Genomic DNA, 25,495 nt, shown 5'->3' on the forward strand with positions numbered 1-25,495 from the left:
CCGCATCCCATGAAGGGCAGGCCGGCGATCGGACCGTCTGTCAGCCGCTCCAGCACCCTCAGGCTGTTCGGGCCGGAAACCGAGAAGCCGACAACCTCGTCCGATATATCGCGCAGTTCGACCCCGTCGCCCATGTGATCGGCGAACCAGCGCAGGTGCCAGGCGCGCAGGTAGTAGCTGCCCATGATCCACCAGCGCCCGTCGCCCCAGTTGAACAGCGTCAGATCGCCCTTGAGCCTGCCGGTCTCCGACAGCATGGGCGCCAGCCGCGCCCGCCCCGGTGCGGGTAGTTTCGAGGCCATCACACGGTCGAGCCAGGCCCCGGCCCCGGGGCCCGAAACCTCGAACCGCGAAAAGCCCGATATGTCGAGCAGCCCCGCCGCGCCGCGTACCGCCGCGCATTCCCCGGCCACGATGGGAAAGGCGTTGGAGCGTTTCAGCGTCGGTTTTTCCTCGAAGCCCGCTGGTGCGAAGTAGAGCGGCACCTCCAGCCCGTAGCTGGCCCCCCAGCGGGCGCCGGCGGCCGCCATCTCCGGATAGGCCGGCGCCATCTTCAGCGGCCGGCCCGCCGGCAATTGCTCGTTCGGGTAGGTCATCACGAAGCGGCGTGTATAGAACTGGCCGGTGGTCTCCCGGATGAACCGCTTGTTGCCGGCGTAATCGCCATAGCGCGCAACATCCATGCCGAAGACATCGGCCCCGGGTTCGCCGTGGATCATCCACTCGGCAAGCGACTTGCCTACACCGCCGCCCTGGAGAAAGCCCGCCATCACCGCGCAGGCGCACCAGTAGCCGCGCTTGCCCCGCACCGGGCCGACCAGCGGGTTGCCGTCGGGCGAGAAGGTGAAGGCGCCGTTAACCCATGTCTTGACGCCGACATGCTGAAGCGCCGGGTAGCGTTCGAAGCCGAGGATCAGTTCCCGCTCGATGCGGTCCGGGTCCTCCTGCTGCAGTTCGAAGCCATAATCCCACGGCGCACCGTCCATCATCCAGTGCTGGTGGTCGATTTCGTAGATGCCCAGCAGGATCCCCTTCTGATCCTGCCGCATGTAGGTGAATCCTTCGAGATCCACCGTCATCGGCACCTCGAAGTCGAGCCGTTCGAGTTCGGGAATGGTGTCGGAGATCAGGTAATGGTGGTTGAGCGGCGACACCGGCAGTTCGATCCCCGCCATCCGGCCGACCTGCTTGGCCCAGAGCCCGGCGGCGTTGACCACGTGTTCGCAGGTGAGGGTGCCCTTTTCGGTGACCACCCGCCAGCCGTCGGCTGTCTGATGAAGTTCCAGCACGCGGTTGTGCTCGATCACCTCGGCGCCATGTTTTCGGGCCGCCATGGCATAGGCGTGCACGGTGCCGGTGGTATCGACGTACCCTTCCCGGTCGGCCCACATCCCGCCGAGGATCCCCTCGGTCGACATGATCGGGCAGAGCGCGCCGGCCTCCTGCGGGGTCAGAAGGCGGCAATCCTCGATCCCGATCGACTGGAAGATGCGATAGGCCGATTGCAGCCATTCCCAGCGGTCCGGCGTGCCGGCCAGTGTCATCCCGCCGGTCATGTGCATGCCGACCGACTGCCCGCTTTCGCGCTCGATCTCCGACAGCAGGTCGATCGTATAGGCCTGAAGCGCGGCGATATTGGGATCGGCGTTGAGCGCGTGAAACCCGCCCGCGGCGTGCCACGACGACCCTGCCGTCAGGACGGACCGTTCGATCAGGCACACGTCCCGCCAGCCGAATTTCGCCAGATGATAGAGAACCGACGCCCCCACGACGCCCCCGCCGATGACCACGGCGCGATAATGGCTTTTCATCAGCACCCCTCCCATTCCCGGTTGCGGCGCAGGCTAGCCGCGTGCGGCGCCAATGTCTAGACAGCACTGTCCATTACCTGAATATACCGCGCTTCCGGCAAGCGCGGCTCCACGCGGGCTTCGGCGGCGTTGCAGGGCAGAACGCCATTGACAGGTCTGGTTAGCTGTGTCCAGATCGCCGGAAATGGATTGAAAAGGTCCCAGGGAGAGCCGAAAGATGAGCATGAAATCCGTATTCGGCGCCGGTCTGATTGCCAGTCTGGCGCTCCTGTCCCCGGCCGTTGCCGAAACGACGCTGAAACTGGCGACCGATTCCGGCGCCAAGGGATCGCCGTCGGGCGATGCGCTGGACCGCTGGGCCGCGCTGATCGAGGAGGGCACGGGCGGCGAGGTTCAGGTGGACGTGTTCTACCAGAACGAGCTCGGCAGCCAGGCAGAGGTTTTCGATCTGATGGTCGCGGGCGATGTCGACCTGATGATCAACTGGCCGATCACCGCCTATGACGACCGTCTCGGCGTGCTCTTCACCCCCTACATGGTGACAAGCTGGGAAGAGGCGCTCGCAGCCTATCGCCCCGGCGGATGGGTGAACGAGATGCTGGTGGGCATCTACGACGATCTGGGCCTGATTTTCTTCGGCCCGTGGCCCGAGGGCTTCAACGGGATCGCCAGTTCGGACAAGTACGCCATGACGGTCGAGGATGCGAAGGGTCTCAAGATCCGTGTCCCGGCCATGTTCCCGATGGCGGAATCGGTGCAGGCGCTCGGCTACCAGACCGCGACCATCGACTGGTCGGAGGTGTTCACCGCGATCCAGACCGGTGTGGTCGACGGCGACGGCGCGAACATCATCTACTGGGATTACGAGTATTTCCGCGATGTGCTCGACTATTACAACCAGACCAAGCAGCAGTTCATCACCGGCATCATCTCGGCCAACAAGGGGTCCATCGAAAGCCTGACGCCCGAACAGCAGGATGTCGTCCGGAGCGCGGCGCAGGTTGTCATGGAAGAGGGGTTCGAGAACGCGCGGACGCTCGACGAATCCTACATCGAACAGGCCAAGGCCGCCGGCATGACCTATGTCGAGCCCGATGCCGAACAGCTCAGGGCAATGGCGCGGTCGGTGCGCGACGCTGTCTGGCCACTGATGGAAGACCGGATCGGATCCGAGATCATGGATGTCATCCGGGCAAATGCCAGCCAGCTCTGACACCCCGGCGCCGCTGGCCCGTTTCGGGGCGTGGTTCGCGCGCCTGCTGAATGTCGTCGCGGTGATTTCGTCGCTGGCGGTGACCGGGCTGATGGCGTTTCTTGTCGTCGCCCGCTACGTTCTGGGGTTGCCGGTCGTCGGCCTGCACGAGTTGATCATGCTGGCCGCCGTCGTGCTTTACATGACCGGCGCGATGATCGCGTCGCGCAAGCGCGAGCATCTGACCGTCGACTGGATGGCGGGCGTGATCTCGGACCCGCGCAAGAAGGCGGCCCATGACCTGCTGGTCGCCGGGCTGACGACCATAATCACCGTTTTCTTCATGGTCTGGAGTTACCGCATGTTCGCCTGGGGCATGCAGCGGCCGCAGGTGACACCTGCCTTTCAGATCCCGCTCTGGGTGCCGCAGATGGCGGTCGGGGTGGCCTCGGTAGTCTGTTTCGCCTATGCGGTGCGCGATGTCGCCGATGCCGCGCGACGCCTGAAAGATAGCTGATGGCCCTTGTTGCGCTGCCGCTTCTGATCGTTCTGATGGCAATCGGCGTGCCGGTCGCGTGGTCGTTCGCCGGGGTTCTCGCCTATCTGACCGTTGTCTACGACGTCAATCTCAACACGCTGATGCTTCAGGGCTTCCGGTCGCTGAATACGCTGGTGCTGGTTGCCCTGCCGCTGTTCATCCTGACCGGTTATCTGATGCAGTCGGGCGGGATCGCGCAGCGCATCGTCGCCTTCGTCGCGCGGCTGGCGACCGGGCGCGGCGGCATGGGAACCGCGCTGGTGCTGGCATCGAGCATATTCGGGGCGATATCCGGCACCGCGACGGCGGCGATCGCCTCCATCGGTTCGATCATGACCGAGCCGCTGGTTGCCCGCGGCTATCCCCGGGGCCGGATCGCCGCGCTGCTGGGGATATCGTCGCTGCTCGGTATCCTGATCCCGCCGTCGATCACGATGATCCTGTTTGCCGTGGTCACGCGGCAATCGGTTGCCGCCTGTTTCGCCGCGTCGATCGGGCCGGCGATCCTGCTGATCGTCGGGCTGATCCTCTACAACCGCTTTCTGGTCGGGCGCGCCTTCGAGGAGACGGGCGAGCCGCTCGACGGGCAGGAGGGTCTGGGAATCGTCACGCTCCGGGCGCTGCCGGCGCTGTCGCTGCCGCTGATCATCCTCGGCGGCATCTACGGCGGTGTCTTTACCCCGACCGAGGCGGCAGCCGTTGCCGCTGTCGCGGCGCTGATTGTCGGCGGGCTGATCTATCGCGAATTCACCTGGGGCAGCCTGACCCGCAGCATCATCGAGGCGGCCGAGACAACCGGGACCATCATCCTGATCCTGCTTTTTTCGTTCATGATATCGCGCATCCTCGCCTTCGAGCGTGTGCCGCAGACCCTGACCGAGGCGATCCAGTCGGTTGTGACCAATCCGGTTGCCGCCCTGCTGGTGGTCAATCTGGTGCTTATCGTCACCGGGGCGCTGATGGACGACGTGTCGGTCACCGTGGTCGTGGCGCCGCTCTTTCTGCCGCTGATGGTCGCCAACGGGGTCGATCCGGTGCATTTTGCCGCCATCGTTGCCTGCTCGGTGGTGATCGGCGCCAACAGCCCGCCGGTGGCCCCGGTGCTGTTCCTGTCGTGCAGGATCTGCCGGGCGCCGATCATGCAGGCGGTCGGCCCCGCGCTTGGCCTGATGGTCTTTGTCGCCTTCCCGGTAATGCTCGTCACCAGCTTCTGGCCTGGTCTGTCGCTTGCCATTCCCCGGGCGCTGGGGCTTCTTTAGCACGCCGCCGGACGCGATGCGCCGATCCGGTGCATGCTGATGGGCGTAGTCCACACCATCCGAAATATCCACAACGGCCCTTGCCATTGATATGGTGCAAATCCCGAATCTGTTTTATCGTCGGTATGTTCGGTAAGCGGTACTCCGGTTGACTGTATCGCGGGTTTCGTCCCGTGTTTTCCAGTGCGAACAGCATGTTGCCATCGAAATCGCCGAAGCGGGAATCGTGCCTGATGCGCGCACGGTGGCAGGTGTCTTCCCGAACGGGTCTGACCGCCTGCCGGGGTGCAACCGGTCAGGTTCCGGGTCTTCGTTCCCTTAAGCCTCCGCAGGTGGTGCGGGACCGGCGTTCGCGCTGTGACGCAAGCGACGCGAACCGCTCCTTTACCATTTGCGCATAGCTCCGGAAGGAAACGAAAGGCGCGGGCCCGTTGGCGCCTCGATGCGACGGCATGGCAGGGAATGGAAATGTGTGCGGGCGGCCGACACTGGCTCGCCGGTTCGCGTCAACTGGAAGTTGTCAAATGCGTGAGGGTGAATTGGCGACAGTGAAATCAGGACGGCCCGCCTGTCAGGTTGCGGAAGGCTGGATCATGCGACCCGATGTGAATTTCAGCGAAAACGGGGTTTGGCGCCCGGCACGCAGGGGGCGGTCGGCATTGACCGTCGGGGTGCTGGGGGTTGCGTTGCTTGCAATGCCGGGTGCCGATGCCCAGGCGCAGACGACAGGCCTGCCCGGGGTGAACGCCGGCAGCCTGCAACGGCAGATGGATGTCGGTGAGCCGCGTGTTCCGCAGCGGCGGCCGGCGGAGGCCGGGGCGATCCTCCTGCCGGGCGTCACGGTGGATTCAGTGGCTGCGGGGGTCGACGATCCGGGCGGGCCGACGTTGTACCTGTCGGGCTGGAAATTCACCGGTAACCGGCTGTTCGACACGGCCGAACTGCGCAAGGTGCTGTCCGGGGTCACCGGGCGCCAACTCAGCTTTTCCCAGATCGATCGCGCTGCCCGGATGATCGAGGCCTATTATGCCGAAAACGGCTATGTCGCACGGGTGACGCTGCCGCCGCAGGAAGTGACCGGCGGCGTGGTGCTGCTCGATGTGCAGGAAGGCAGATATGCCGGCGTGGCCTTCGAGGGGACGCCGCCGAAACGGGTCAAACCCGAGATCATCGAACGAATCTTCGATGGCAATGTCGTGCCGGGAACCGCGTTGCGCCCCGACCGGCTCGACAAGCCCCTTCTCATCGCCAACGGGCTTTACGGTATTGCGCTGAGCGGTGCGCTCGCGCCCGGCGCCAATCCGGGCGAGACGGTGCTGCTGCTCGACGGGCAGGACGAATCGCCGCTTGCGACGCAACTGTCATTCGACAACTACGGCTCCCGGTCGATCGGTGAGCCGCGGGCAAGCGTGCAGCTCGGTCTCTACAGCCCGCTGCGCCGGGGCGATCTTCTGCTCGCACGGCTGACGGCGACCGAGGGCAGCCCCGACGGCATGCTGCGCTATTCGCTGCCGGTCGGCCTGCGCGGCGCCTTTGTCTGGGCCGATGTCGGGCTGATGCACTACGATGTGATCACCTCCGAACTGCGCGCGCTCGATCCGACCGGGCGCAGCCTCACGCGCAGTATCGGCGTATCGTACCCGTTGCTGATCAGCCGGGACAGGAACGTCAGCCTGACGTTCTCCTACGGACGGGACGATCTCGAAAACGAGATCCGGGGCGATACCGTATCCCATTACCACGTCTCGCGTGCCGTTCTGGGCCTGTCCGGCAACGCCTATGACGATTTCGGCGGCGGCGGACTGACTACCTTTGCGCTCAGCTATTCGAACGGTTCGGCATCGGGGACCGATATCGCCGGCGGCTTCGACGACGATTTCGATATCTGGCGGCTGAGCCTGGCGCGGCAGCAGAACCTGCCCGGCAGGTTCGACCTGTTGGCCCAGCTTTCGGCGCAGAAGGGGCCGCGCGGGCTCGACAGTTCGGAGGAGTTCTTCCTCGGCGGGCCGTATGGCGTGCGCGCCTATCCCATCGGCGAGGGTGACGGGCCGAGCGGCGCGATCGTGAATCTGGAACTGCAATACGAACTGACAGAGAACTGGTCTGTCGCCGGGTTCTACGATCATGGCTGGATCGCCGACCGGACGGTCAGCGGCGAGCCCTCGGATTATCAACTCAAGGGGCTGGGCGCACGGCTCAGCTGGCAGCACCCGACCGGCTGGGCGGCGGATCTGACGCTTGCGCGCCGGCTGGGCGACAACCCGAACGCAATCGACGACCCGACGGGCTCATCGCTGGACGGCAGGGATCAGGACGGAAGCCTTCGCAAGTTCCGCGCCTGGTTTGAGCTTCGCAAGACCTTCTAGGGCCGGATGGCGATGTGGCATCGCGGCATCCTCAGCCGGCAGGGGGCAGACGGCCCGGGGGGATTTATCCGCCATCGGGAAATCAGAAAACGACAAGGTGGGAAAGGCTTTCCATGAACAGGTTCTTCCGCGTGATCTGGAGCAGAACGCAACAGCGTATGATCGTGGTTCCCGAGGTTGGCGGCACCTGTCCGGGGAAAGCCTCGGCCCGCAGAAGGCGCAGGCAGGGGGAACCGCAATCGGGATTGCCGCGCGCGATCCTGCTCGCCGTGCTGCTGACTGGCACCGCCGCCGGGCTGGCGCAGGCCCAGACTGCGCAGCTGGCGCTGCCGCAGAACGGGCAGGTTGCGGCGGGCAAGGCGCGGATTGGCACCACAGGCCCCGGCGCGATGGTGATCGATCAGCGCAGTCAGCGCGCCGCGATCAACTGGGGCAGTTTCGATATTGGCAGCAGGGCGAGCGTGGAATTCCGCCAGCCCTCAGCCGGCAGCGTTGCCCTGAACCGGGTCACCGGCGACAGTCCATCGCGGATTCTGGGCCGGATGAGCGCCAACGGCCAGGTCTTTCTGACCAACAAGCGGGGCGTCTATTTCGGCCCGGGGGCGCGGGTCGATGTGGGCGGGCTCGTCGCCACCACGCATTCGATTTCGGACGGGGATTTCATGTCCGGGAAGACGGATTTCACCCGTGACGGCGCAACCGGCAAGGTGGTGAACGCCGGCCGGCTGGAAGCGGCGGCGGGTGGCTATATCGCCCTGCTGGCGCCCGAGGTGCGCAACAACGGTGTCATCGTCGCACGCAAGGGCACGGTTGCGCTGGCGGCGGGCGAGGCATTCAACCTCGAATTCGACGAGGGCGGCGGGCTGGCCAGCCTGCGTGTAACGCCCGGCCAGATGGACGAACTGGTCGAGAACGGCCACCTGATCGAGGCGCCGGGCGGGCAGGTCATCATGAGCGCGGGCGCGGCGAATGCCGTCCGCTCGAGTGTGGTGCGCAATTCCGGCAAGATCAATGCGCGCGGAATCCAGCGCTCCGGGGGGCGGGTCTTTCTCGGCGGCGCGCGGGTCGAGACCACGACAAAAAGCCGGATCGTCGCCTCGGCGGCGCTGCAAAGCTCGCCCCGGCCCGCTCTTCGGCCGGAGCGGGCCGAGGTGCATGTCGATGCCGCCCGCGTGGCGCTGGCAGGTGCCATTGACGTCAGCGGCCCGACCGGCGGCACCGTGGCGGTCGAGGGCGATCATATCGCGCTGGCCGGCACGGCTACGATCGACGCCACCGGCCTGAACGGTGGCGGCGACGTGCTGATCGGCGGCGACTGGCAGGGCGGCGCCGATCCCGAACGGCTGGTCTTTGCGGCATCCGATGCCATGCGGCAGGCGCGGACGGTGAGCATGGCGGATGGCGCGCGGATCGACGCCTCGGCCATCCGTCGGGGCGATGGCGGGCGCGTGGTGTTGTGGTCGGATGTGTCCGACGACGCTTCCGTCACACGGGTGCAGGGCGAGATCTTCGCGCGCGGCGGTGCGGGGGGCGGCGATGGTGGCGCGATAGAGACCTCGGGGCACAGGCTGTTCACCGCCGGTGCGACCGGTTCGGCGGCGGCGCCGAAGGGCAAGGCGGGCGAATGGCTGTTCGACCCGACGGACATCACCGTGAGCAACGATACCACCACGGGTGGCGGCGTGACGGGTTCAACCGTGACCTCGGGCGAGATTGCCGGCCTGCTGAACGGCGGCACCAGCGTCACCCTGACGGCGGACAGAAACCTGACCTGGAACGCCAACGCCCAGGTTGTTGTCGCCCCCCCGAGCGAGGTCACCCTCGCCCTGAACAGCAAGGGCACGGCAGCCTCAACGCTGTCATTCGGCGCCGGTTCAAGGATCGAAACAACCGGCTCGCCCCTGAATGTCGATATCAGGATGCGGACGGAAAACGCGTTCGCCTATGGTATCGTCAATCTTTCCGGTCTGACCGCGATCACCAATGGTGGCGATTTCAGTGTCGCCAATGCCGTCCACTATGATCCCGGGGCGGCGATCCATCTGGGGGCCGGAACGCTGATCGATACGGGCAGTGGCAACATCAGCCTTTCGGGCTATACGAACAATACCGGCGGCGCGGATGGCAGGAACTTCCCGATCCTGATCGAAGGCGCGACCCTTGCGGCGACGGATGGCGATATCACCCTGGGTGGCAATCTGAGTGGTACGGCTTCGGTGGTCTGGACGGGGTCGCAGGCTGTCAGGATTGTCGACGGGGCGGATATCTCGACGACCGGATCCGGCGATATCTCCATTTCCGCGGTGACAGGTGGCGGGAATGCGGAATCCCTCTATCTCATGATCATCGACGGGAACACACGGATCAGTTCCGGAGGTGCGCTCGACATCTCGGCGGTGCGCACCGTCGGGGCAGGCCGCGCGCTGCAAACCGGCAGCGCCGAGCTTTCGGCGGTAGGCGACGTGACGATCAGCGCGTCGGAAAATACGGCGTATAACTGGACATATTCCATTGGCAACACAGACATTTCGAGCAGTTCCGGCAACGTCCTGATCTCGACCGAAGGTTCCCAATTCAACATCGAAGGCAACGGGTCGATCACCACCGGCGCAGACGGTGATCTTACGCTGCGGGCGGACCAGCTCTACCGCAGCGCGAGCCAAACGCTGACGACAAATGTCGGCGGCAACCTTGTGATCGAGCCGTTCAGCGCCTCCTTTCCGTCCTCGTTCATCTTTCGGGGCAACATGTCGGGCACGAATTTCACCGCCACGGACGATCTGAGCGGCCTGATCGTGAACGATATCGCCAGTATGGAGGGCCTGACGCTCGGCAAGGAGAACAACCAGGCGCAGATTTCGCTTCTCGGACCTCTCTCGTTGCCGGGCGCGGTCACGGTCTATGCCGGTCCGATCCTGGTTTCAGGCAATGTAACCTCCTTCGGCGACGGCGATATCCTGCTCAGGGCCACTGCCGGGGGCAACAACCAGTTCCTCAACAACGGGACCATCACCAAGTCGGGCGGCGCGGGCACGCTGACCATGAAGGGGAACGCGCGCGTCATCAACAACACCACCGGTGTCATCAACACTGCGGACGGCGGCGTGCTGAATGTCGTCCTCTGGTCGGATTTCGACAATGACAACGACGATGGCGGCGTGTCGCAGCTCGGGACGATCTCGACCGGCGGCGGGCATGTCTGGATGGGCGGGTCGAACAGCGTCGGTGGCACGTCCACCTGGAACGGGCTGACGGTTGGTGACGGACCATCTGTCGGCCATAGCGGGTTCAACAACAACGCGCTGGATCTGTTCGGTAACGTGACCACCGACGGCGGCGATCTTCTTGTCTGGGCCGGAAACGGCACCGTCGCCGCCGCGCATGGCATCGTCACCGATTCCGATGGCGCACGCATGACGCTGGGCGGTGGCGATGCGATCCTGATCGCCGATCAGGTCAACGGCGGTGGCTTGGTCAGCGTCATTCTGGATGGTGCCGGTGCGGTGACACTGGCACCGGATGGGGGCAGCTATGCCAGTACGCTGACATGGACGCATAACGATGTTCCCGCCAACCTGAACATCGGCGGGCTTTACAATTATCTGCAGATCGACGGATTCAACAATCTGACCGGCCTGACCTTCGGCGAATATGCCGGCATGTCGGGCGTGACCATCGGCAACACCAGCGACATCGCCTTCAGCAGCGGCGCGGCGATCAACGGGCCGATCTCGGTCCGGGGCGGCGCGGTCGCCATCAACTCGGGCCTGACGGCGACGGGCGACCGGATTTCGCTGAACGCAAGCGGGGCCGTGACGCAAACCGCCGCGCTGACCGCGGATGCGCTTTTGCTCAAGGGCACCGGCACCTTCACGCTGACCGGTTCCGCCAACAGCGTCGGGACCATCGCCGGCGGAAGCGCGGCAACCTGGCTGGGCGGCCTGTCCTATACCAATGCCGGCGCGCTGAGCATCGGTACGGTCAGCGGCACCGACGGAATAACCGCCACGGGCAACGTGCTGGTCGAGACGCTTTCGGGCGACCTGACCCTCGCGCAGGGTGTTGCCACAACCGGCACCGGCGCCAATGCGGTCCTGCTGAACGCCGGCAGGTCCGAAGCGGCGGGAACCGCCAGCGGCGGCAACATCATCGTCAGCGGCGTACCCGCCGTTACCGCCGGTGCCGGCGGCACCATCCGCCTGATGTCAGGCAGCATCGTGGGCAGCACCGGGCTGACTGCGCTGGTTGGCGCGGGCAGTGGCAATTTCCGCTATAATTCCGACGAGACGAACACGAATTACACCACTGCGCTGGCGACGAATGCGATCAACGCCATCTATCGCGAGGCGCCGGTCCTGTCGGGCACCATTGCCAATGCGAACAAGACCTATGGTGATGCGGATCCGACCTTCTCAATCAGTGGCGGCACCGGTCCGCTGAACGGCGACGACATGTTCACTGTCCTGTCGCCGCAGAGCTCGGGCGCGGGGATCCTGCGGGCCGGGTCCTACGGCCTCTCGGCCGCCGATTTCGCGGCTCTGGGATATACGCTCGGCAGCATCACCGACGGCACGCTGACGGTGGCGAAAAAGGCGCTGACGGTCAGCGGGCTGAGCGGCCAGGACAAGGCCTATGACGGCACGACTGCGGCGGCGGTGAACGGAACCGCCGCGCTGCAGACGGCGGTGGCGCCGGGCGCGGGAACCGGCAGCGACGGCAAGGCATATACCGGCGATGCTGTCGACCTGACCGGCACCGCAACGGGCGCTTTCAACGACAAGGACGTGGCGGATGCAACCGGCGTGAGTTTCGGTGGGCTGAGCCTGACAGGCGCGGATGCGGCGAACTACACGCTGACACCCCACGCCGACGATACTGCCGCGCGTATCGCCCCGCAGGTCCTGACACTTTCCGCCGCCAAGACCTATGACGGCAAGGCAACGCTTGCCGGCGCGGTGACACTCGGCGGTCTGGTGGGGTCGGAAACCCTGAGCTACACGGCGTCGGCGAACGACGCGCATGTTGCAACAACGGGCAAGTACATCAAGACCATCACCCTCGCGGACGGATCCGGCGGCGGGCGGGCGTCGAACTACAGGTTGCCGGCGCTCAACGCGGCGAACGCACCGGTGACGATCAGTGCCAGGGTTCTGACCCCGGCGCTGACCAATTCGGGTGTGACCAAGGTCTATGACGGGACCGCCGCCGCACCGGCCGGCTTCGTTCCGACATACAGCTTCGCCGGCCTGATCGCCGGCGATACCGGGGCAAGCCTGAGCGCGGCGGGCATCGTCTATAACGATGCCAATGTCGCGCTGGCGAACACGTTGACGGTATCGGGGCTGGCGCTTACCGCCGTTGTCGGCAGCAACGGCTCTCGGGCAAGCGACTATACGCTTGGCACCACCAGCCGGTCGGTCGCGGCGACGATCACACCCGCCGTGCTGACCGTGACCGCCAACAACGATGCGCGGTTCCTGACCCAGAGCGACAGCGCGGGTTATGCGGGCGTCAGCTACGCCAGTTTCGTCAATGGCGAGAACGAGAGTACCGCAGCAGGTTTTATCGCCCCCACCGTGAGCCGCACGGCGCGCGGCCCGGACGGGAACGTGACCGCCGCCAACAGTATCGCCGGCACCTACAGCGGCCAGTTGCGCGCATCCGGCGGCGCGGCTGACAACTACAGCTTCTCGTACAAAGCGGGCGACTATACGATCGTGCCATCGGGTCAGTTGCTGGTACGTGTCGACGATGTGAACGATACCTACGGCAATGCCGCGACCTACCAGATTGCCAGTGTCGAATACTTCGACGGCGCGCAGATCGTCCGTCTCGACAACGGCAGTGTCCCGGGGTCGGGTGTTTCGGTCGGGGCCGGCAACAGGGTCACCGTCAACGACGGTGCCGCCGGCTCCGCGAGCTTCCGGCTGGCGCCGCAGGACGGGGTGTATTCGACCGCGCAACTGCTCGCCAGGGGCAGCTACCAGCTTGGCACGAGCGGCAGGGTGACGGAAAACAGCGTCAACTTCAGCGATGTCGTCACCGTGGTTGGCGCACACGAGGTTACGGCCAAGGCGGTTAGCGCAAGTGCCTCCTCGGGCATCTCCAAGGTCTACGACGGAACGACCGACATGAGCGGGGTCACCCTGGCGCTTGCCGGGACCGAAACCGGCGATCTGGTTTCGGTCGGCGGAACCGGGGCCTATGCCGACCGGAACGCCGGAACCAACAAGAGCTATGCCATCTCCGACATCCTGCTCGGCGGGGTGGACGCGGCCAACTATTATCTGACCGGCGCAAGCAGTTTCAGCGGAACGAACGGAACCATCACCCCACGGGAACTGACGGCGCTCTTCTCGGCCGACGACAAGGTCTATGACGGGAATCGCGATGCAAGCGTTTCCGGGCAATCCGCCGATATCGTCAGCGGCGATCAGGTCGGGTTCGCGCAGGGCTCGGCCCTGTTCTCGGACAAGAATGTCGGTAGCGGAAAATCCGTGGCGATCACCGGCATTTCGCTGACCGGGAGCGATGCGGGCAACTATTTGCTGGCAAGTGCAACCGCCAGCACGACAGCCAGCATATCGCGGCTGAACGAGGTGGTATGGGTCGGCGGCGAAACCGGCGACTGGTTCGATCCGGCGAACTGGGCCGGCGGCGCGGTGCCCGATCTTTCCAACGTTGCCAACGTCGTCATTCCGGAAGGGGTCGAGGTGACGTTCGGCGATTCGGTGGTTCCCCCTGCCGAGTCGGGTCCGGTCGAGGTCGATTCCATCCGCGAGGGTGGATCCCTGACCCAATCGGGCGGAGAACTGAACGTCGGCGACGGCGGCATGACGCTGGACGGCTATTCCCAGTCCGGCGGGACGTTCGGATCGGCCGGCGATGTCGTGCTGGGCGAATTCGAGCAGACGGGCGGCAGTTTCGCGACGACCGACGGATCGGATCTTACCGTGACGGACAATTTCAGCCAGAGCGGCGACGGGTCGGTTTCGGTCGCCGGCGATGCCGACATTACCGACTCCTCGGGCGGAGCGGTGCTGGGCAACCTGTCGGTCGACGGCACGCTCGATGTGAACAGCACCGACGGCGCCATCGAACAGGCGGGCGGCACGACCATTTCGGTCGATGGCGAAACGACACTGACCGCCGAGAAGGACGGCGCCCCGGCCGATATCACGCTTGACGGCAAGGGGAACGACTTTGGCGGCAGGGTGAATGCAGACGGCAACGATATCACGCTGAACGATGTCAACGGTCTGACCCTGGGTGATGTGATGGCGAAAGGCGCGCTCGACGCGACGGCGGGCGGGACGCTCGACCTTGCCGGCGTGATCTCGGCCGACCGTGTCGACCTGACGAGCACGGGCGGCGATGTCGTCCAGAGCGGCGGTTCGCTGACGGTCAGGACGGGGCCAAGCCGGATCACCGCCAAGGGAAAGGTCGACATCAGCCAGCCGGGCAACAGTATCGCCGGCGGCGTGACGGTCGAGAGCGGCGATTTGCGGATGCGGGAAGAGGCGATCATCGCGGCACGGATCGAGCGTGAAATGGCCGCATGGTTCGACAGTGTGGCGCGGTTCAGCGCCTTCCTCACCGACCAGACGCTTCCGCCCCCGATCGAGGACCTTCGGTAATGCCCGGAATCGACCGCCGCTGCCCGGCAAGTATGTCCGGATGAGGGACCGGTCCGGCCGGAGTGGTGGGGTTGCTGTCACTCCGCAAAGCCCGGGCCGCGCGAACGGCGTTATGGTGTTGAACAGGCAGAAGGTTCGCGCGCGTTGTCGCCGGGAACCGGGGGTAAACCCGACCGGTCCCCGGTGTCCGGCGCGTTACCGAAGAAATGCCCTGAAGCGCAGCAGCGCCAGCCAGAACAGCCCCCCGCCGATCGCGGTCAGCGCAAGCAGGTTCGGCCAGACGATACCCAGCCCGGCGCCGCGAAACAATATCCCCTGGGAAATGATGATGTAGTGGGTGTTGGGGGCGAACAGCATGATGTCCTGGATGATCTGGGGCATGCTTTCGCGCGGCGTGTTCCCGCCCGAGAGGATCTGCAACGGCATCAGCACCAGCATGAGCAGCAGCCCGAACTGCGGCATGCTTCCGGCGATGGTGGCAAGGAAGATCCCCAGTGCGGTTGTCGCGAAAAGCATCAGGACCGTCCCGGCAAGAAACAGTGTGACCGACCCCCCTATCGGAACGCCAAGCACCATCTGGACGATGAAGATTATTCCGAAGGCCGAGGCCAGCAGCACCACCAGCCCCATCGACCAGATTTTCGACAGCATGATCTCGACCGGCGTGACCGGCATGACAAGCAGGTGTTCGACCGTTCCGTGCTCTTTCTCGCGGATCAGCGCCGCGCCGCACAGGACGATGGACAGCATGGTGATAGAGTTGATCACGCTGTTGACTGAGCCGAACCAGCCCGCATAGAGATTGGGGTTGTAGCGCGAGCGCAGTACCATCTCGACACTGGCGGCCGTTCCGTCGCGATAGCGCGCGGCGTATTCGGATACCTCGTCGTGAACGATCTGCTGGATATAGCCATTGCCGGTGAACGCCTGCGAAACCCGTGTCGCATCGACGTTGAGCTGGAGCGCCGGCACATCGCCGGCCAGTACGTCATGTGCGAAATCGGGAGGGATATCCAGCGCGAAGGTGTCCAGCCCCCGGTCCATGCGATTATCCATCTCGGGGACCGAGATCATCTGCGGGCCGACGAAATAGGGCGCGTAGAATGCCGAGACGATCCGTGCCGACAGCGGCGACTGGTCCTCGTCGACAATCGAGATCGCCGCGTTCGACAGCGATTCCGGTGTCGCCCTGTCCGAAGTGTAGATCTGGTAGGAAAAGGCGTAGACGATCAGCGCCAGCATTGCCGGGTTGCGCAGAAGGCCGCGCAATTCCTTTATCCCCAACTGGAAGATGTGCTTCGGGCTCATCGCTGCCTCACCTTTCCTGTTTGCGCAGCATGGCGGCGCAGAGGCCGACGATGACCGGCGCCGAAATGGCGAGCGCCAGAAGCGCCGCGCCGAGATCGCCGAAGCCGAGCCCCTTGGAGAAGGTTCCGCGCGAAACCATGATGAAATAGGTGGTCGGGTACAATTCGCCGATGGTGCGCCCGACCCCCTGGAGCGAGGATACCGGATAGATGAGCCCCGAGTAGAGAAGGGCGGGGATCATGGTCAGCATCGAGGTTGCGAACAGCGCCGCGACCTGACTGGACAGGAAGGTTGACGTCAGAAGCCCAAGCGCGGTGGTGGCCATGACGTAGAACAGCGCGGCAAGGCTGAAGGTCAGGAAGCTGCCGGTAAACGGCACCTTCAGCAGGATGATGGTAAGGATCGACAGCAGCACGAAATTGAGCATCGCCAGCACGACATAGGGCAGTTGCTTGCCCAGCAGGAACTCGATCTGCGTCACCGGAGTGACGTAGAAGTTGATGATCGAACCCAGTTCCTTCTCGCGCACGACCGAAAGCGTCGTCAGGATTGCCGGGATTGTCAGCAGCAGCATCGGAATGACGGCGGGCGCCATGGCGACGATGCTCTTGATATCGGGGTTGTAGCGGTAGCGGGTGACAAGCTGGAAATCGCCGGCGGCGGCGCTGTCGCCATATAGCTCGCGCATCTTCTGTGTCAGCCAATGGCCGTGGATGCCCTGCACGTAGCCGCTGACGGTCGCCGCGCGGTTCGGGTTGGCACCGTCGATCCAGGCGCCGATCTCGACGTCGCGGCCACGGGCGATATCATGCGCGAACCCGGGTGGGATCTCGATGGCGAGGGCAAGGTTGCCGGTCTTCATTCGAGCGTCCATGTCGGCGTAGCCGCGCAGCGGCGGCTGCTCGGTGAAGTAACGCGAGCCGGCGATATCCTCCACATAGCTGCGGCTGAGGGTCGTGTCGTCGCGGTCGAGCACCGCGAAGGACAGGTTCTCGATATCCATGTTGATGCCGTTGGCGATCACGAACATCAGGATCACGCTGCCAAGCACCGCCATGGTCAGGCGGATCGGATCGCGCAGCAGTTGCAGCGCCTCGAGCCGGGAATAGCTGAACACCCGGCGCGGGCTGAACCACCTCGCGGCGGGGGCTGGCCGGGCCTGCGGCAAGGGGGCGGGCGCGGTGCGCTGCGGCGCGGCGGCAGGGGCGGGTTGCGCGGACTGGCCGATCGCCTTTTCGAGATAGGCGATGAAGGCGTTTTCCAGTGTATCCGCGCCAACCGATTCCCGGATCGCCCCGGCGGTGTCGCTGACCAGCACATGGCCGGCATGCATCAGCGATATGCGGTCGCAAAGCTCGGCCTCGTTCATGAAATGGGTCGAGACGAAGATCGTCACACCGTCGTCGCGCGACAGGCCGGCCAGGATATGCCAGAACTCGCTGCGCGCGATCGGATCGACCCCCGAGGTCGGCTCGTCGAGGATCAGCACCTCGGGCCGGTGGATCATTGCCACGGCAAGCGACAGGCGCTGCCGGATGCCGAGCGGAAGATCCTCGGGCAACGTGTCCAGCACCTCGCCCAGCGAGAAATCCGCAACCATTTCGTCGATCCGCGCCGGGATATCCCCGGGCGGCAACCCGAACAGGCGCGCGTGCAGGTCGAGGTTCTGCTCGACCGTCAGTTCGGAATAGAGCGAGAACGCCTGGCTCATGTAGCCGACGCGCCGCCGCACGGCCATGTCCGACGGATCGACCCGATGGCCGAACAGCCTGACCGTGCCCGAGGTCGGTTCGAGCAGGCCGGTCAGCATCTTCATCGTTGTGGTCTTGCCGCTGCCGTTCGAGCCGAGAAAGCCGAAAATCTCGCCCTTGCGGATACGGAAGCTGACGTTGTCGACGGCGGTGAAATCGCCGAACTTCTTTGTCAGGTGTTCGGCCTCGATGGCGATTTCGGCATCGAGCGCCGGACCGCGCGGCGGGATGACAAGCGGCTCCGCTCCGCGCCGCTCGGATTCGGGCAGAAGCCGGACGAAGGCGTCGTCCAGATTGCCCGCCCCGGTGCTCGCCAGCAATTCGGCCGGTGTTCCCGTTGCCAGCACCCTGCCGCCGTTCATCGCGACCAGCCAGTCGAAGCGCGCAGCCTCTTCCATATAGGCTGTCGCGACGATCACGCTCATTTCCGGACGCTCGCGGCGGATATCGTCGATCAGATCCCAGAACTGGCGGCGCGACAGCGGATCGACGCCGGTGGTAGGCTCGTCGAGGATCAGGAAATCGGGGTCGTGGATCAGTGCGCAGCACAGGCCCAGTTTCTGCTTCATGCCGCCCGACAGCTTCGACGCCGGCCGGTCGCGGAATGCCGACATGCCCGTTGCCGCCAGAAGATCGGCTATCCGTCTCTCGCGCTCCTGCCGGTCGTGCCCGAACAGCCGGCCGAAGAAGTCGAGGTTCTCGAAGACAGAGAGCGTGGGATAGAGGTTCTTGCCCAGCCCCTGTGGCATGTAGGCGATGCGCGGACAGACCCGGTTGCGGTGGCCGGCATCGGCCATGTCGCCGCCCAGCACCTCGACGCTGCCCTGCCGGATCGCCCGCGCGCCCGACAGAAGCGACATCAGGCTGGATTTGCCGACACCATCGGGGCCGATCAGGCCGACCATCCGGCCCGCCGGGACCGACAGGTTCACATCGTCGAGCGCCGTGACCGCGCCGTAGCGCAGGGTCAGGCTGCCGACTGCCGCAACGGGGGCCTCGGCGCTCATTCGACGACGTCAGACAGGAAGGACGGCCAGTCCACATCGGGGGCGATCCGCACATAGGCATCGCCGGGAAGGCCGGTCTTCACATAGTCGATGTACTTGCGCAGCAAATCCGGGTCGATGCGGGCCCGGATGCGGAACATCAGCTTGGCGCGCTCCTCGGGGGTTTCAACCGTCTTGGGGGTGAACTGTGCCACGTCGGCGACATAGGAGATTTCGGCCGGCAGCACATATTGCGGTGCCGCGTCCATGACCAGCCGGGCCGCATCGCCGACCTGAACCCGGCCGGCCTGATCGGTAGGCAGGAAGAAGGTCATGTAGACATCTCCCAGATCGACGAGGTTGAGGATGCGCCCGCCCGCCGAAACAACCTCGCCGTCGCGCGCGATCAGGTATTGCACCCGCCCGTCGCGCGGCGAAACGAGGGTGCTGTCCTCGATCTGCGCCGCGATATAGTCGATTTCGGCCCTGGCTGCATCGACCGAGGCTTCGGCATCAACCACCTGGGCCCTGGCGCTGCCGATGCCGGCTTCGGCAGCGGCAAGCGACGCCTCGGACGAGGCCAGCCCGGCCTTGGCCTGCCGGTCGTTGGCGCGGTCGTCGTCGAGCACCTGTTCGGACAGGACGTTGGTGCTGGCCAGCTGCTCGGTCCGTGCCAGACGGGCTGCCGCCGCGTCGGCGATCGCCTGCGCCTGTTCCACCGCCGCCCCGGCCGCGTTTCGCTGCGCCTCGGCCTGCTTCAGCAGACTCTGCGAGGTCTCGATCGAGATTTCCGCGCGGCGCATCGAGGCTTCGGCGCGCCGCTTCTGGGCCGTCAACTGCCGGATGTCCATCTGGACCAGCACATCGCCGCGGCTGACGTAATCGCCCTCATCGGCGCTGATCGTTTCGATCCGCCCGGCGGCGAGGGCCGAGATGTCGATTTCGGTTGCCTCGATCCGCCCGTTCCCGGTGGCGATGCCGTCAGGCAGGCCGGGATTGGCCGCCCGGTCCCAAAGGATGTAGGCGCCGATACCGACGACGAACAACACGGCGATCAGAAGCCATTTGCGGTTGGTGGATTTCATCTTGCAGCTACCTCGAACAGCGGTTCGCCCGGCGTGTGTACGGTACGACGCGTCCGGTGCACTGGTCCCGCGACCATGCACAGGTGCACGCCTCTCCGGGTATCCTGGTGTTTGTGAAAGCCTAATCGCTGATGGTGCCAGCCTGCAACCGAAGGCGCCGCGCTTTCGGAAAATGTCGCAGCCGCGAGGCAGAAGATTCTGCCGGATGGCGGAATGAATTTTCCTCTTTTATTATACGAACACTTATTATATAAGTACGTATGAAAATGAGAAGAACATGAAGGATATCGCGATTCTGTTGTTCGAGGCGTCGACGCTGATGCGGCGGTGTTTCGAGCAGATGGCGCGCCCCGAGGGGGTGACGCTGATGCAGTGGCGTGTGCTGCGGTTGCTGGAAAGCCACGGACCGCTCCGGCAGGTCGAGGTGGTAGAGGCGACCGGGGCCTCGCCTATGACCATCAGCGATGTTGCCGAACGGCTTGAAAGCGCGGGTTTTGTGACGCGGAACCCCGACCCGGAGGACAGCCGCGCCAAATCGCTTGCGCTGACCGAAACTGGCGCGGCGAAAGTCGCCGTCCTGCGAAGCAGGAGCGATGCCTTCTTTGCCGGCGCCTTCGCCGATATCGCACCCGAGGAACTGGACGCATTGCGGCGCGGGTTGCGCAATATCAGGGATAATCTGGCCGGCAGCGGATCGCCCGCCTGCAAGGGAACGGACAAATGAACGCGCGATCCCAGAAGATCGCCCCCGCAGCGGCGCAAGCCGTGGAAGCCACCGGCATGGCGGCGCAGAAGCCCCGGCGCCGTGGCGGGCGACGGTTACTGATGATTTCGCTGCCGCTGCTGCTGGCCCTGGCGGGAGGAGCCGCGTGGCTTCTGGGCGGACGTTATGTCAGTACCGACAACGCCTATGTCCACCAGCCGATGTTCACGGTCTCGCCCGATATCGGCGGCCGCATCGTCGAGGTGCTGGTGGGGGAAAACCAGGTTGTCACCGCCGGTACGCCGCTGTTCCGGCTCGATCCGACCGATTATCGCATCGCGCTTGATACGGCCGAGGCGCAGCTCGGCTCCGCCCGGCTGGCGGTGGTCAAGGAGCATGCCGCCTACGAGACCGCAGCCGCGCAGTTGCACGCCGCCGAAATGATCGAGGATGTGAAGCACCGTGAACTCGCGCGCCAGCAGGCCCTGACCGATCGCGGCATCGGCTCGCTAGCCGCGCTCGATGAGGCGACGGTAGCCGCCCGGACCGCGGCGAACGAGGTCGACGTGGCGCAGAGCAGGCTTGCCGCCGCCGCCGCCGCGCTCGGCGGCGATCCCGAGGTCGACCCGGATACCCTTCCCTCGGTACGCACCGCGATTGCGGCCTATGCGGCGGCCGCGCGCAATCTGGATCAGACCGAGATCGCGGCTGCAACCGGCGGCACGATCAGCCAGATCGAAAGCCTCAACGTCGGCCAGTACGTTTCCGCCGGCAGCGGAATCGCCACCCTGGTCGAAAGCTCGGACACCTGGATCGAAGCCAATTTCAAGGAAACGCAGCTCGACCGGTTGCGCACGGGTCAGTCGGTGAGGGTCGCGGTCGATGCCTATCCGGGGTTGGAACTGAACGGCGAGGTTGAAAGTTTCGGCTCGGCGACCGGATCGCAATTCTCGCTGATCCCGGCGCAGAACGCGACCGGCAACTGGGTAAAGGTGGTGCAGCGCGTCCCGGTCCGTATCCGTCTCGAGCCGTCCGGGCGCCCGTTGCGCGACGGAATGAGCGTCAAGGTTTCCGTCGATACCGGAGAAAACCGGCTGGATAGTCTGCGATGAGCGCGCCCGCCCTTTCGGTGCCGGCGGTAAGGGTGGCCGCGCCTGGGCTGCTGACCGGGTCGATCATGGTGGCCACGGTGATGCAGGTGCTCGATACCACCATCGCCAATGTGGCGCTGCCCCACATGGCCGCCAGCCTCAGCGCGACCCAGGAGGAGATCACCTGGGTGCTGACCTCCTATATCGTCGCGGCAGCCATTGCCACGCCGCTGACCGGCTGGGCGGCCGATACGCTGGGCCGCAAGGCGGTTTTCCTCGGCGCGATCATCGGCTTTGTCGCCTTCTCGACGCTCTGCGGTGTCGCCGCCGGGCTGCCGGAGATGGTGCTGTTCCGCGTCTTTCAGGGGGTGTTCGGCGCGGCGCTGGTCCCGCTGGCGCAATCCCTGTTGCTGGACATCAATCCTCGCGAAAAGGTCGGTCAGGCGATGGCCATCTATGGCGCCGGTATCATGGTCGGGCCGATCATCGGCCCCACGCTTGGCGGCTATCTGACCGAGATGTTCAACTGGCGCTATGTGTTTTTCATCAATGTGCCGCTGGGGATCGTCGCCCTGCTGGGCGTCATGGCCTTCATGCCGCAGGAGGATACGCGCGAGCGGCGTTTCGACATGACGGGCTTCGCCTGCCTTGCGATCGGTGTGGGCGCGCTGCAACTGCTGCTGGACAGGGGCCAGTCGCAGGACTGGTTCACATCGGCCGAGATACTCGTCTATCTCTGGCTCGCCGTTTCCGGATTCTGGGCCTTCGTCATCCACTGCCGGGGAAATCCGCATGCGTTCGTCGATCTTGCCATGTTCCGCGATCGCAACTTCCTCATGGGCCTGATCTTCATCTTCATCATCGGCATGACGCTGTTTTCCGGGCTCGCGTTGCTGCCGCCGCTGCTGCAACGGCTGTTGGGCTATCCGGTGATCGAAACCGGTCTGGTCATGGCGCCGCGCGGTGTGGGAACGATGGTGTCGATGATCTTCGTGGGGCGGCTGGTGCGCCGCTACGATCCGCGCGCACTTGTACTCGCCGGGCTTTTGCTGACCGCCTATTCGCTGCACCTGATGGCCGGCTTCGAGCTGGGAATGGATTCGCGCCCTATTGTGGTATCGGGGGTGCTTCAGGGCTTCGGTCTGGGATTCGTCTTCGTGCCGCTTTCGACACTGACCTTCGCCACCATCGCCAATCGCTACCGGGGCGACGCGACCGCGATGTTCAGCCTGGTGCGCAACGTCGGTTCGGGCGTGGGGATTTCCATGGTGACAACGGTTCTTGCCCGGATGAGCACGGTCAATCACGAGGAGATCGCCGCTGCCATCACGGCGCAGTCGCCGGCCATTCGCGAGGGCATGCCCCAGCTTCTGGATGGCTCGCGCCACTACGCTTCGGTGGTCGACCGGTTGGTTGAACAGCAGGCGATGATGATCGCCTATATCGACAACTTCTTTCTGATGCTCCTGATGACGCTGACGGTGCTGCCCATCGTGTTCCTGTTGCGTCGGCCGGCCTGACCAACCCTGAGGCCGCGCCGGTTTCTAGGCTAGTGATATGTTGTGATGGACATATCGACGCAAGGCAAAACGTCTGTTTAGTCAAGAAAACGATAGCATGCTATTTCCGAACGAACCTATCGAATCAAACCGCTACGTGTATTCGACAGGTTCCAGAGGTTTGCGCGGCCCGTCCCCGACGGGGCTGCGGCTTCGCAGACACGAACGAAACCGACAACCTGAAACGGAGACGATCATGAAGCTGAGTGCCCGCAATGTCCTGCCTGGAACCGTGACCGAAGTTACCCGTGGTGCGGTGAACGCGCATGTCCGCATCGACGTAGGTGGCAGTATCGTGACCGCCGCCATCACCAACGAGGCGGTCGAGGAACTGGGCCTTGCCGTCGGCGACAAGGCGATGGCGGTCATAAAGGCCACGGATGTCATGGTGGGCAAACCGGAATGAGCGCTCTCGACCTACCGGCGTGGGAGGATACCCGCGAGGGTGAGATCACCGGGCCGGTTCCCGACAGGACGGATGCGTCGCTGTGGTTCATCGGGCGGCTGCGAACGCCGTGGCACCATCCGCATGACTGCCCCAAGCGTGGCGATGCCGAGAACGGTCCGGTTTGCCGGGTCGAGCTCGATCCGCAATGGCAGGAGGCGCTCGACGGGGTAACGGTGGGTCCGGTGCAGCTTCTCTACTGGATGCACCGCGGGCGGCGCGACCTGCTCCGGCAATCGCCGAAGAACGATGGCCAGACCTGCGGCACCTTCGCCCTGCGCTCGCCGATGCGGCCGAACCCGATCGCCTCGTCGGTCGTGCAGCTTCTGGAGATCGACGGGCCGGTGCTGTCGGTGCGCGGGCTCGATTGCGTCGACGGTACGCCGCTTCTCGATATCAAGCCGGAATACGGGGTGCTGAAGTGAGCGGAGCGGTTGCCTCACGGCATTCGCGCGCTTTCAGGTGCGCAAGGGCGGCCGTGATTGCGCTGCTGTCGCTCGTGCTGGCGGTGACGGCCGCACCGGCGCGCGAGATCACCGATGCTACCGGCCGTGTCGTGACCGTGCCGGACGATCCGGAACGGGTCTTTGCCGCCGGTCCGCCGGCGGCCGTACTGCTCTACATGCTGAAGCCCGAGGCGATGGTGGGCTGGGTTCGTGCGCCCAGGGCCGCGGATCGTCCCTTTCTTTTGCCGTCCACGCATTCGCTGCCCGAACTGGGGCGGCTGACCGGCCGCGGCGATACGGTCAATCTCGAGGTGCTGCTCGCGGCGAAACCGGATCTGATCTTCGATCTGGGTACCGTGAACGACACCTATCTGAGCCTTGCCGAACGCGTGCAGGGGCAGACGGGCGTTCCCTATGTCCTGATCGACGGGTCGTTCGCCGACATGCCGCAGACGCTGCGGCAGATGGCTGAGGTTCTTGGCGTGCCGGAGCGGGGTGAACGGCTGGCGGCCTATGCCGAGGAAACGCTCGATCTGGTCGATGCGACGCTTGCCGGGATTCCCCAGGCCGACCGCCCCGGCGTTTACCTCGCGCGCGGACCCGAGGGGCTCGAAACGGCGGGGCCGAACTCGATCAATGCCGAAAGCATCGGCCGCGTCGGCGCCCGAAACGTGGTGGAGGCGTCGAACGACGGGCTCGCCACCGTCTCACCCGAGAACGTGCTTGGCTGGGCGCCGGATGTGATCATCATGATGGATCCGCATTTTGCCGAAACCGTTGCGGGGAATCCCGCCTGGGCCGAGGTGCCGGCAGTTGCGAACAACCGCATCTATCTCGCGCCGTCCGCTCCCTTCGGGTTCATCGACGGTCCGCCCTCGGTCAACCGCCTGATCGGCCTGCACTGGCTGATGCACCGGCTATATCCCGAAACGGCCGGGGGTGAGCTGAACCGGCAGGTGCAGGATTTCTACGAACTGTTCTATCAGGTCCGCCCCGATGACGATGCCGTCTCGGCACTTGTCGGAGAATAGGCCCGCCCGGACCCTGTGGCGGCGTGCGACCGGCGGGCCGGGTCCGGCCCTGCCGCTGATCGCCGTTCTGGCGGCGGCGTTTCTGGTGGGCGCGGTCACCGGACCGTTCGATCTTTCCCCGTCCGAGATCGCGCGGCTGCTCGCCGACAGGCTGACCGGCAATGAAACCGGCGGCGTGGAGGCGGCGGTGTTCTTCAATATCCGCCTGCCGAGGGTCATGGCCGCTGCCCTCGTCGGCGCGGCCCTTGCGGCGGCCGGCGCCTCCTATCAGACGATATTCCGCAACC

Annotated in this window: 16 protein-coding genes; 12 read left to right on the top strand and 4 right to left on the bottom strand. The window is 65.0% G+C overall.

From position 1 onward, the window contains the following. Positions 1 to 1,811 (bottom strand): FAD-dependent oxidoreductase (locus ACK5IR_RS05640; RefSeq protein WP_416926762.1); only part of this gene is annotated, 1,811 nt, incomplete at its 3' end. Positions 1,812 to 2,028: 217 nt separating this feature from the next. Between ACK5IR_RS05640 and dctP the strand changes: the two genes are divergently transcribed. From dctP to ACK5IR_RS05665, 5 genes are all read left to right on the top strand, one after another. Next, complete coding sequence (dctP, locus tag ACK5IR_RS05645) at positions 2,029 to 3,024, top strand: TRAP transporter substrate-binding protein DctP (RefSeq protein ID WP_416926764.1); 996 nt, start codon at positions 2,029 to 2,031, stop codon at positions 3,022 to 3,024. Continuing rightward, positions 3,008 to 3,520: a TRAP transporter small permease gene (locus tag ACK5IR_RS05650; protein WP_416926766.1), complete on the top strand. Its 513-nt coding sequence runs from the start codon at positions 3,008 to 3,010 to the stop codon at positions 3,518 to 3,520. Before dctP ends, ACK5IR_RS05650 begins: the two co-directional genes overlap by 17 nt. After that, on the top strand, positions 3,520 to 4,800 hold the full coding sequence (locus tag ACK5IR_RS05655) for a TRAP transporter large permease (RefSeq protein ID WP_416926768.1): 1,281 nt from the start codon (positions 3,520 to 3,522) through the stop codon (positions 4,798 to 4,800). Before ACK5IR_RS05650 ends, ACK5IR_RS05655 begins: the two co-directional genes overlap by 1 nt. A gap of 593 nt (positions 4,801 to 5,393) precedes the next feature. Next, complete coding sequence (locus ACK5IR_RS05660; RefSeq protein WP_416926770.1) at positions 5,394 to 7,166, top strand: ShlB/FhaC/HecB family hemolysin secretion/activation protein; 1,773 nt, start codon at positions 5,394 to 5,396, stop codon at positions 7,164 to 7,166. Positions 7,167 to 7,279: 113 nt separating this feature from the next. Then, positions 7,280 to 14,803, top strand: a complete 7,524-nt coding sequence (locus ACK5IR_RS05665; RefSeq protein ID WP_416926772.1) for a YDG domain-containing protein — start codon at positions 7,280 to 7,282, stop codon at positions 14,801 to 14,803. 195 nt (positions 14,804 to 14,998) lie between these two features. On the opposite strand, the gene ACK5IR_RS05670 is transcribed toward ACK5IR_RS05665, so the two are convergent. From ACK5IR_RS05670 to ACK5IR_RS05680, 3 genes are read right to left on the bottom strand one after another with little or no spacing between them, the layout of a single operon-like run. Next, positions 14,999 to 16,111: an ABC transporter permease gene (locus ACK5IR_RS05670; protein ID WP_416926774.1), complete on the bottom strand. Its 1,113-nt coding sequence runs from the start codon at positions 16,109 to 16,111 to the stop codon at positions 14,999 to 15,001. Positions 16,112 to 16,118: 7 nt separating this feature from the next. Continuing rightward, positions 16,119 to 18,869 (bottom strand): ribosome-associated ATPase/putative transporter RbbA, encoded by a 2,751-nt coding sequence (gene rbbA, locus ACK5IR_RS05675; protein ID WP_416926776.1) that lies wholly within the window; start codon positions 18,867 to 18,869, stop codon positions 16,119 to 16,121. Then, positions 18,866 to 19,933 carry an HlyD family secretion protein gene (locus ACK5IR_RS05680; protein ID WP_416926778.1) on the bottom strand — a complete coding sequence of 356 codons (1,068 nt, stop codon included), beginning with the start codon at positions 19,931 to 19,933 and terminating at the stop codon, positions 18,866 to 18,868. The genes rbbA and ACK5IR_RS05680 overlap by 4 nt, the downstream gene beginning before the upstream one ends. A 277-nt stretch (positions 19,934 to 20,210) precedes the next feature. On the opposite strand from ACK5IR_RS05680, the gene ACK5IR_RS05685 reads away from it, so the two are divergent. The 7 genes from ACK5IR_RS05685 to ACK5IR_RS05715 all read left to right on the top strand — a co-directional run. Further along, positions 20,211 to 20,657 carry a MarR family winged helix-turn-helix transcriptional regulator gene (locus ACK5IR_RS05685; RefSeq protein WP_416926780.1) on the top strand — a complete coding sequence of 149 codons (447 nt, stop codon included), beginning with the start codon at positions 20,211 to 20,213 and terminating at the stop codon, positions 20,655 to 20,657. After that, a complete protein-coding gene (locus ACK5IR_RS05690; RefSeq protein WP_416926782.1) occupies positions 20,654 to 21,748 on the top strand; it encodes an HlyD family secretion protein in 1,095 nt (364 codons plus the stop codon). Before ACK5IR_RS05685 ends, ACK5IR_RS05690 begins: the two co-directional genes overlap by 4 nt. Continuing rightward, positions 21,745 to 23,247, top strand: a complete 1,503-nt coding sequence (locus ACK5IR_RS05695; protein WP_416926784.1) for a DHA2 family efflux MFS transporter permease subunit — start codon at positions 21,745 to 21,747, stop codon at positions 23,245 to 23,247. Before ACK5IR_RS05690 ends, ACK5IR_RS05695 begins: the two co-directional genes overlap by 4 nt. Before the next feature lie 235 nt (positions 23,248 to 23,482). Next, positions 23,483 to 23,692, top strand: a complete 210-nt coding sequence (locus tag ACK5IR_RS05700) for a TOBE domain-containing protein (RefSeq protein ID WP_416926786.1) — start codon at positions 23,483 to 23,485, stop codon at positions 23,690 to 23,692. Then, entirely contained in the window at positions 23,689 to 24,156 is a 468-nt protein-coding gene (locus tag ACK5IR_RS05705; protein ID WP_416926788.1) for an SAM-dependent methyltransferase, read from the top strand. The genes ACK5IR_RS05700 and ACK5IR_RS05705 overlap by 4 nt, the downstream gene beginning before the upstream one ends. A gap of 53 nt (positions 24,157 to 24,209) precedes the next feature. Beyond that, positions 24,210 to 25,208, top strand: a complete 999-nt coding sequence (locus ACK5IR_RS05710; protein WP_416926790.1) for an iron ABC transporter substrate-binding protein — start codon at positions 24,210 to 24,212, stop codon at positions 25,206 to 25,208. Then, a partial coding sequence (locus ACK5IR_RS05715) for an iron chelate uptake ABC transporter family permease subunit (RefSeq protein ID WP_416926792.1) occupies positions 25,195 to 25,495 on the top strand: 301 nt, incomplete at its 3' end. The genes ACK5IR_RS05710 and ACK5IR_RS05715, both read left to right, overlap by 14 nt.

This window comes from Tropicimonas sp. (assembly GCF_047971885.1).
In the GTDB taxonomy this organism is placed as follows: domain Bacteria; phylum Pseudomonadota; class Alphaproteobacteria; order Rhodobacterales; family Rhodobacteraceae; genus Tropicimonas.

What these genes read in the sequence shown, in the direction of transcription:
- rbbA (WP_416926776.1), bottom strand. Translation starts at nt 18,869, where the DNA reads ATGAGCGCCGAGGCCCCCGTTGCGGCAGTCGGCAGCCTGACCCTGCGC.
- ACK5IR_RS05705 (WP_416926788.1), top strand. Translation starts at nt 23,689, where the DNA reads ATGAGCGCTCTCGACCTACCGGCGTGGGAGGATACCCGCGAGGGTGAG.
- ACK5IR_RS05690 (WP_416926782.1), top strand. Translation starts at nt 20,654, where the DNA reads ATGAACGCGCGATCCCAGAAGATCGCCCCCGCAGCGGCGCAAGCCGTG.
- ACK5IR_RS05665 (WP_416926772.1), top strand. Translation starts at nt 7,280, where the DNA reads ATGAACAGGTTCTTCCGCGTGATCTGGAGCAGAACGCAACAGCGTATG.
- ACK5IR_RS05700 (WP_416926786.1), top strand. Translation starts at nt 23,483, where the DNA reads ATGAAGCTGAGTGCCCGCAATGTCCTGCCTGGAACCGTGACCGAAGTT.
- ACK5IR_RS05670 (WP_416926774.1), bottom strand. Translation starts at nt 16,111, where the DNA reads ATGAGCCCGAAGCACATCTTCCAGTTGGGGATAAAGGAATTGCGCGGC.
- ACK5IR_RS05680 (WP_416926778.1), bottom strand. Translation starts at nt 19,933, where the DNA reads ATGAAATCCACCAACCGCAAATGGCTTCTGATCGCCGTGTTGTTCGTC.
- ACK5IR_RS05650 (WP_416926766.1), top strand. Translation starts at nt 3,008, where the DNA reads ATGCCAGCCAGCTCTGACACCCCGGCGCCGCTGGCCCGTTTCGGGGCG.
- ACK5IR_RS05695 (WP_416926784.1), top strand. Translation starts at nt 21,745, where the DNA reads ATGAGCGCGCCCGCCCTTTCGGTGCCGGCGGTAAGGGTGGCCGCGCCT.
- ACK5IR_RS05660 (WP_416926770.1), top strand. Translation starts at nt 5,394, where the DNA reads ATGCGACCCGATGTGAATTTCAGCGAAAACGGGGTTTGGCGCCCGGCA.
- ACK5IR_RS05655 (WP_416926768.1), top strand. Translation starts at nt 3,520, where the DNA reads ATGGCCCTTGTTGCGCTGCCGCTTCTGATCGTTCTGATGGCAATCGGC.
- ACK5IR_RS05685 (WP_416926780.1), top strand. Translation starts at nt 20,211, where the DNA reads ATGAAGGATATCGCGATTCTGTTGTTCGAGGCGTCGACGCTGATGCGG.
- dctP (WP_416926764.1), top strand. Translation starts at nt 2,029, where the DNA reads ATGAGCATGAAATCCGTATTCGGCGCCGGTCTGATTGCCAGTCTGGCG.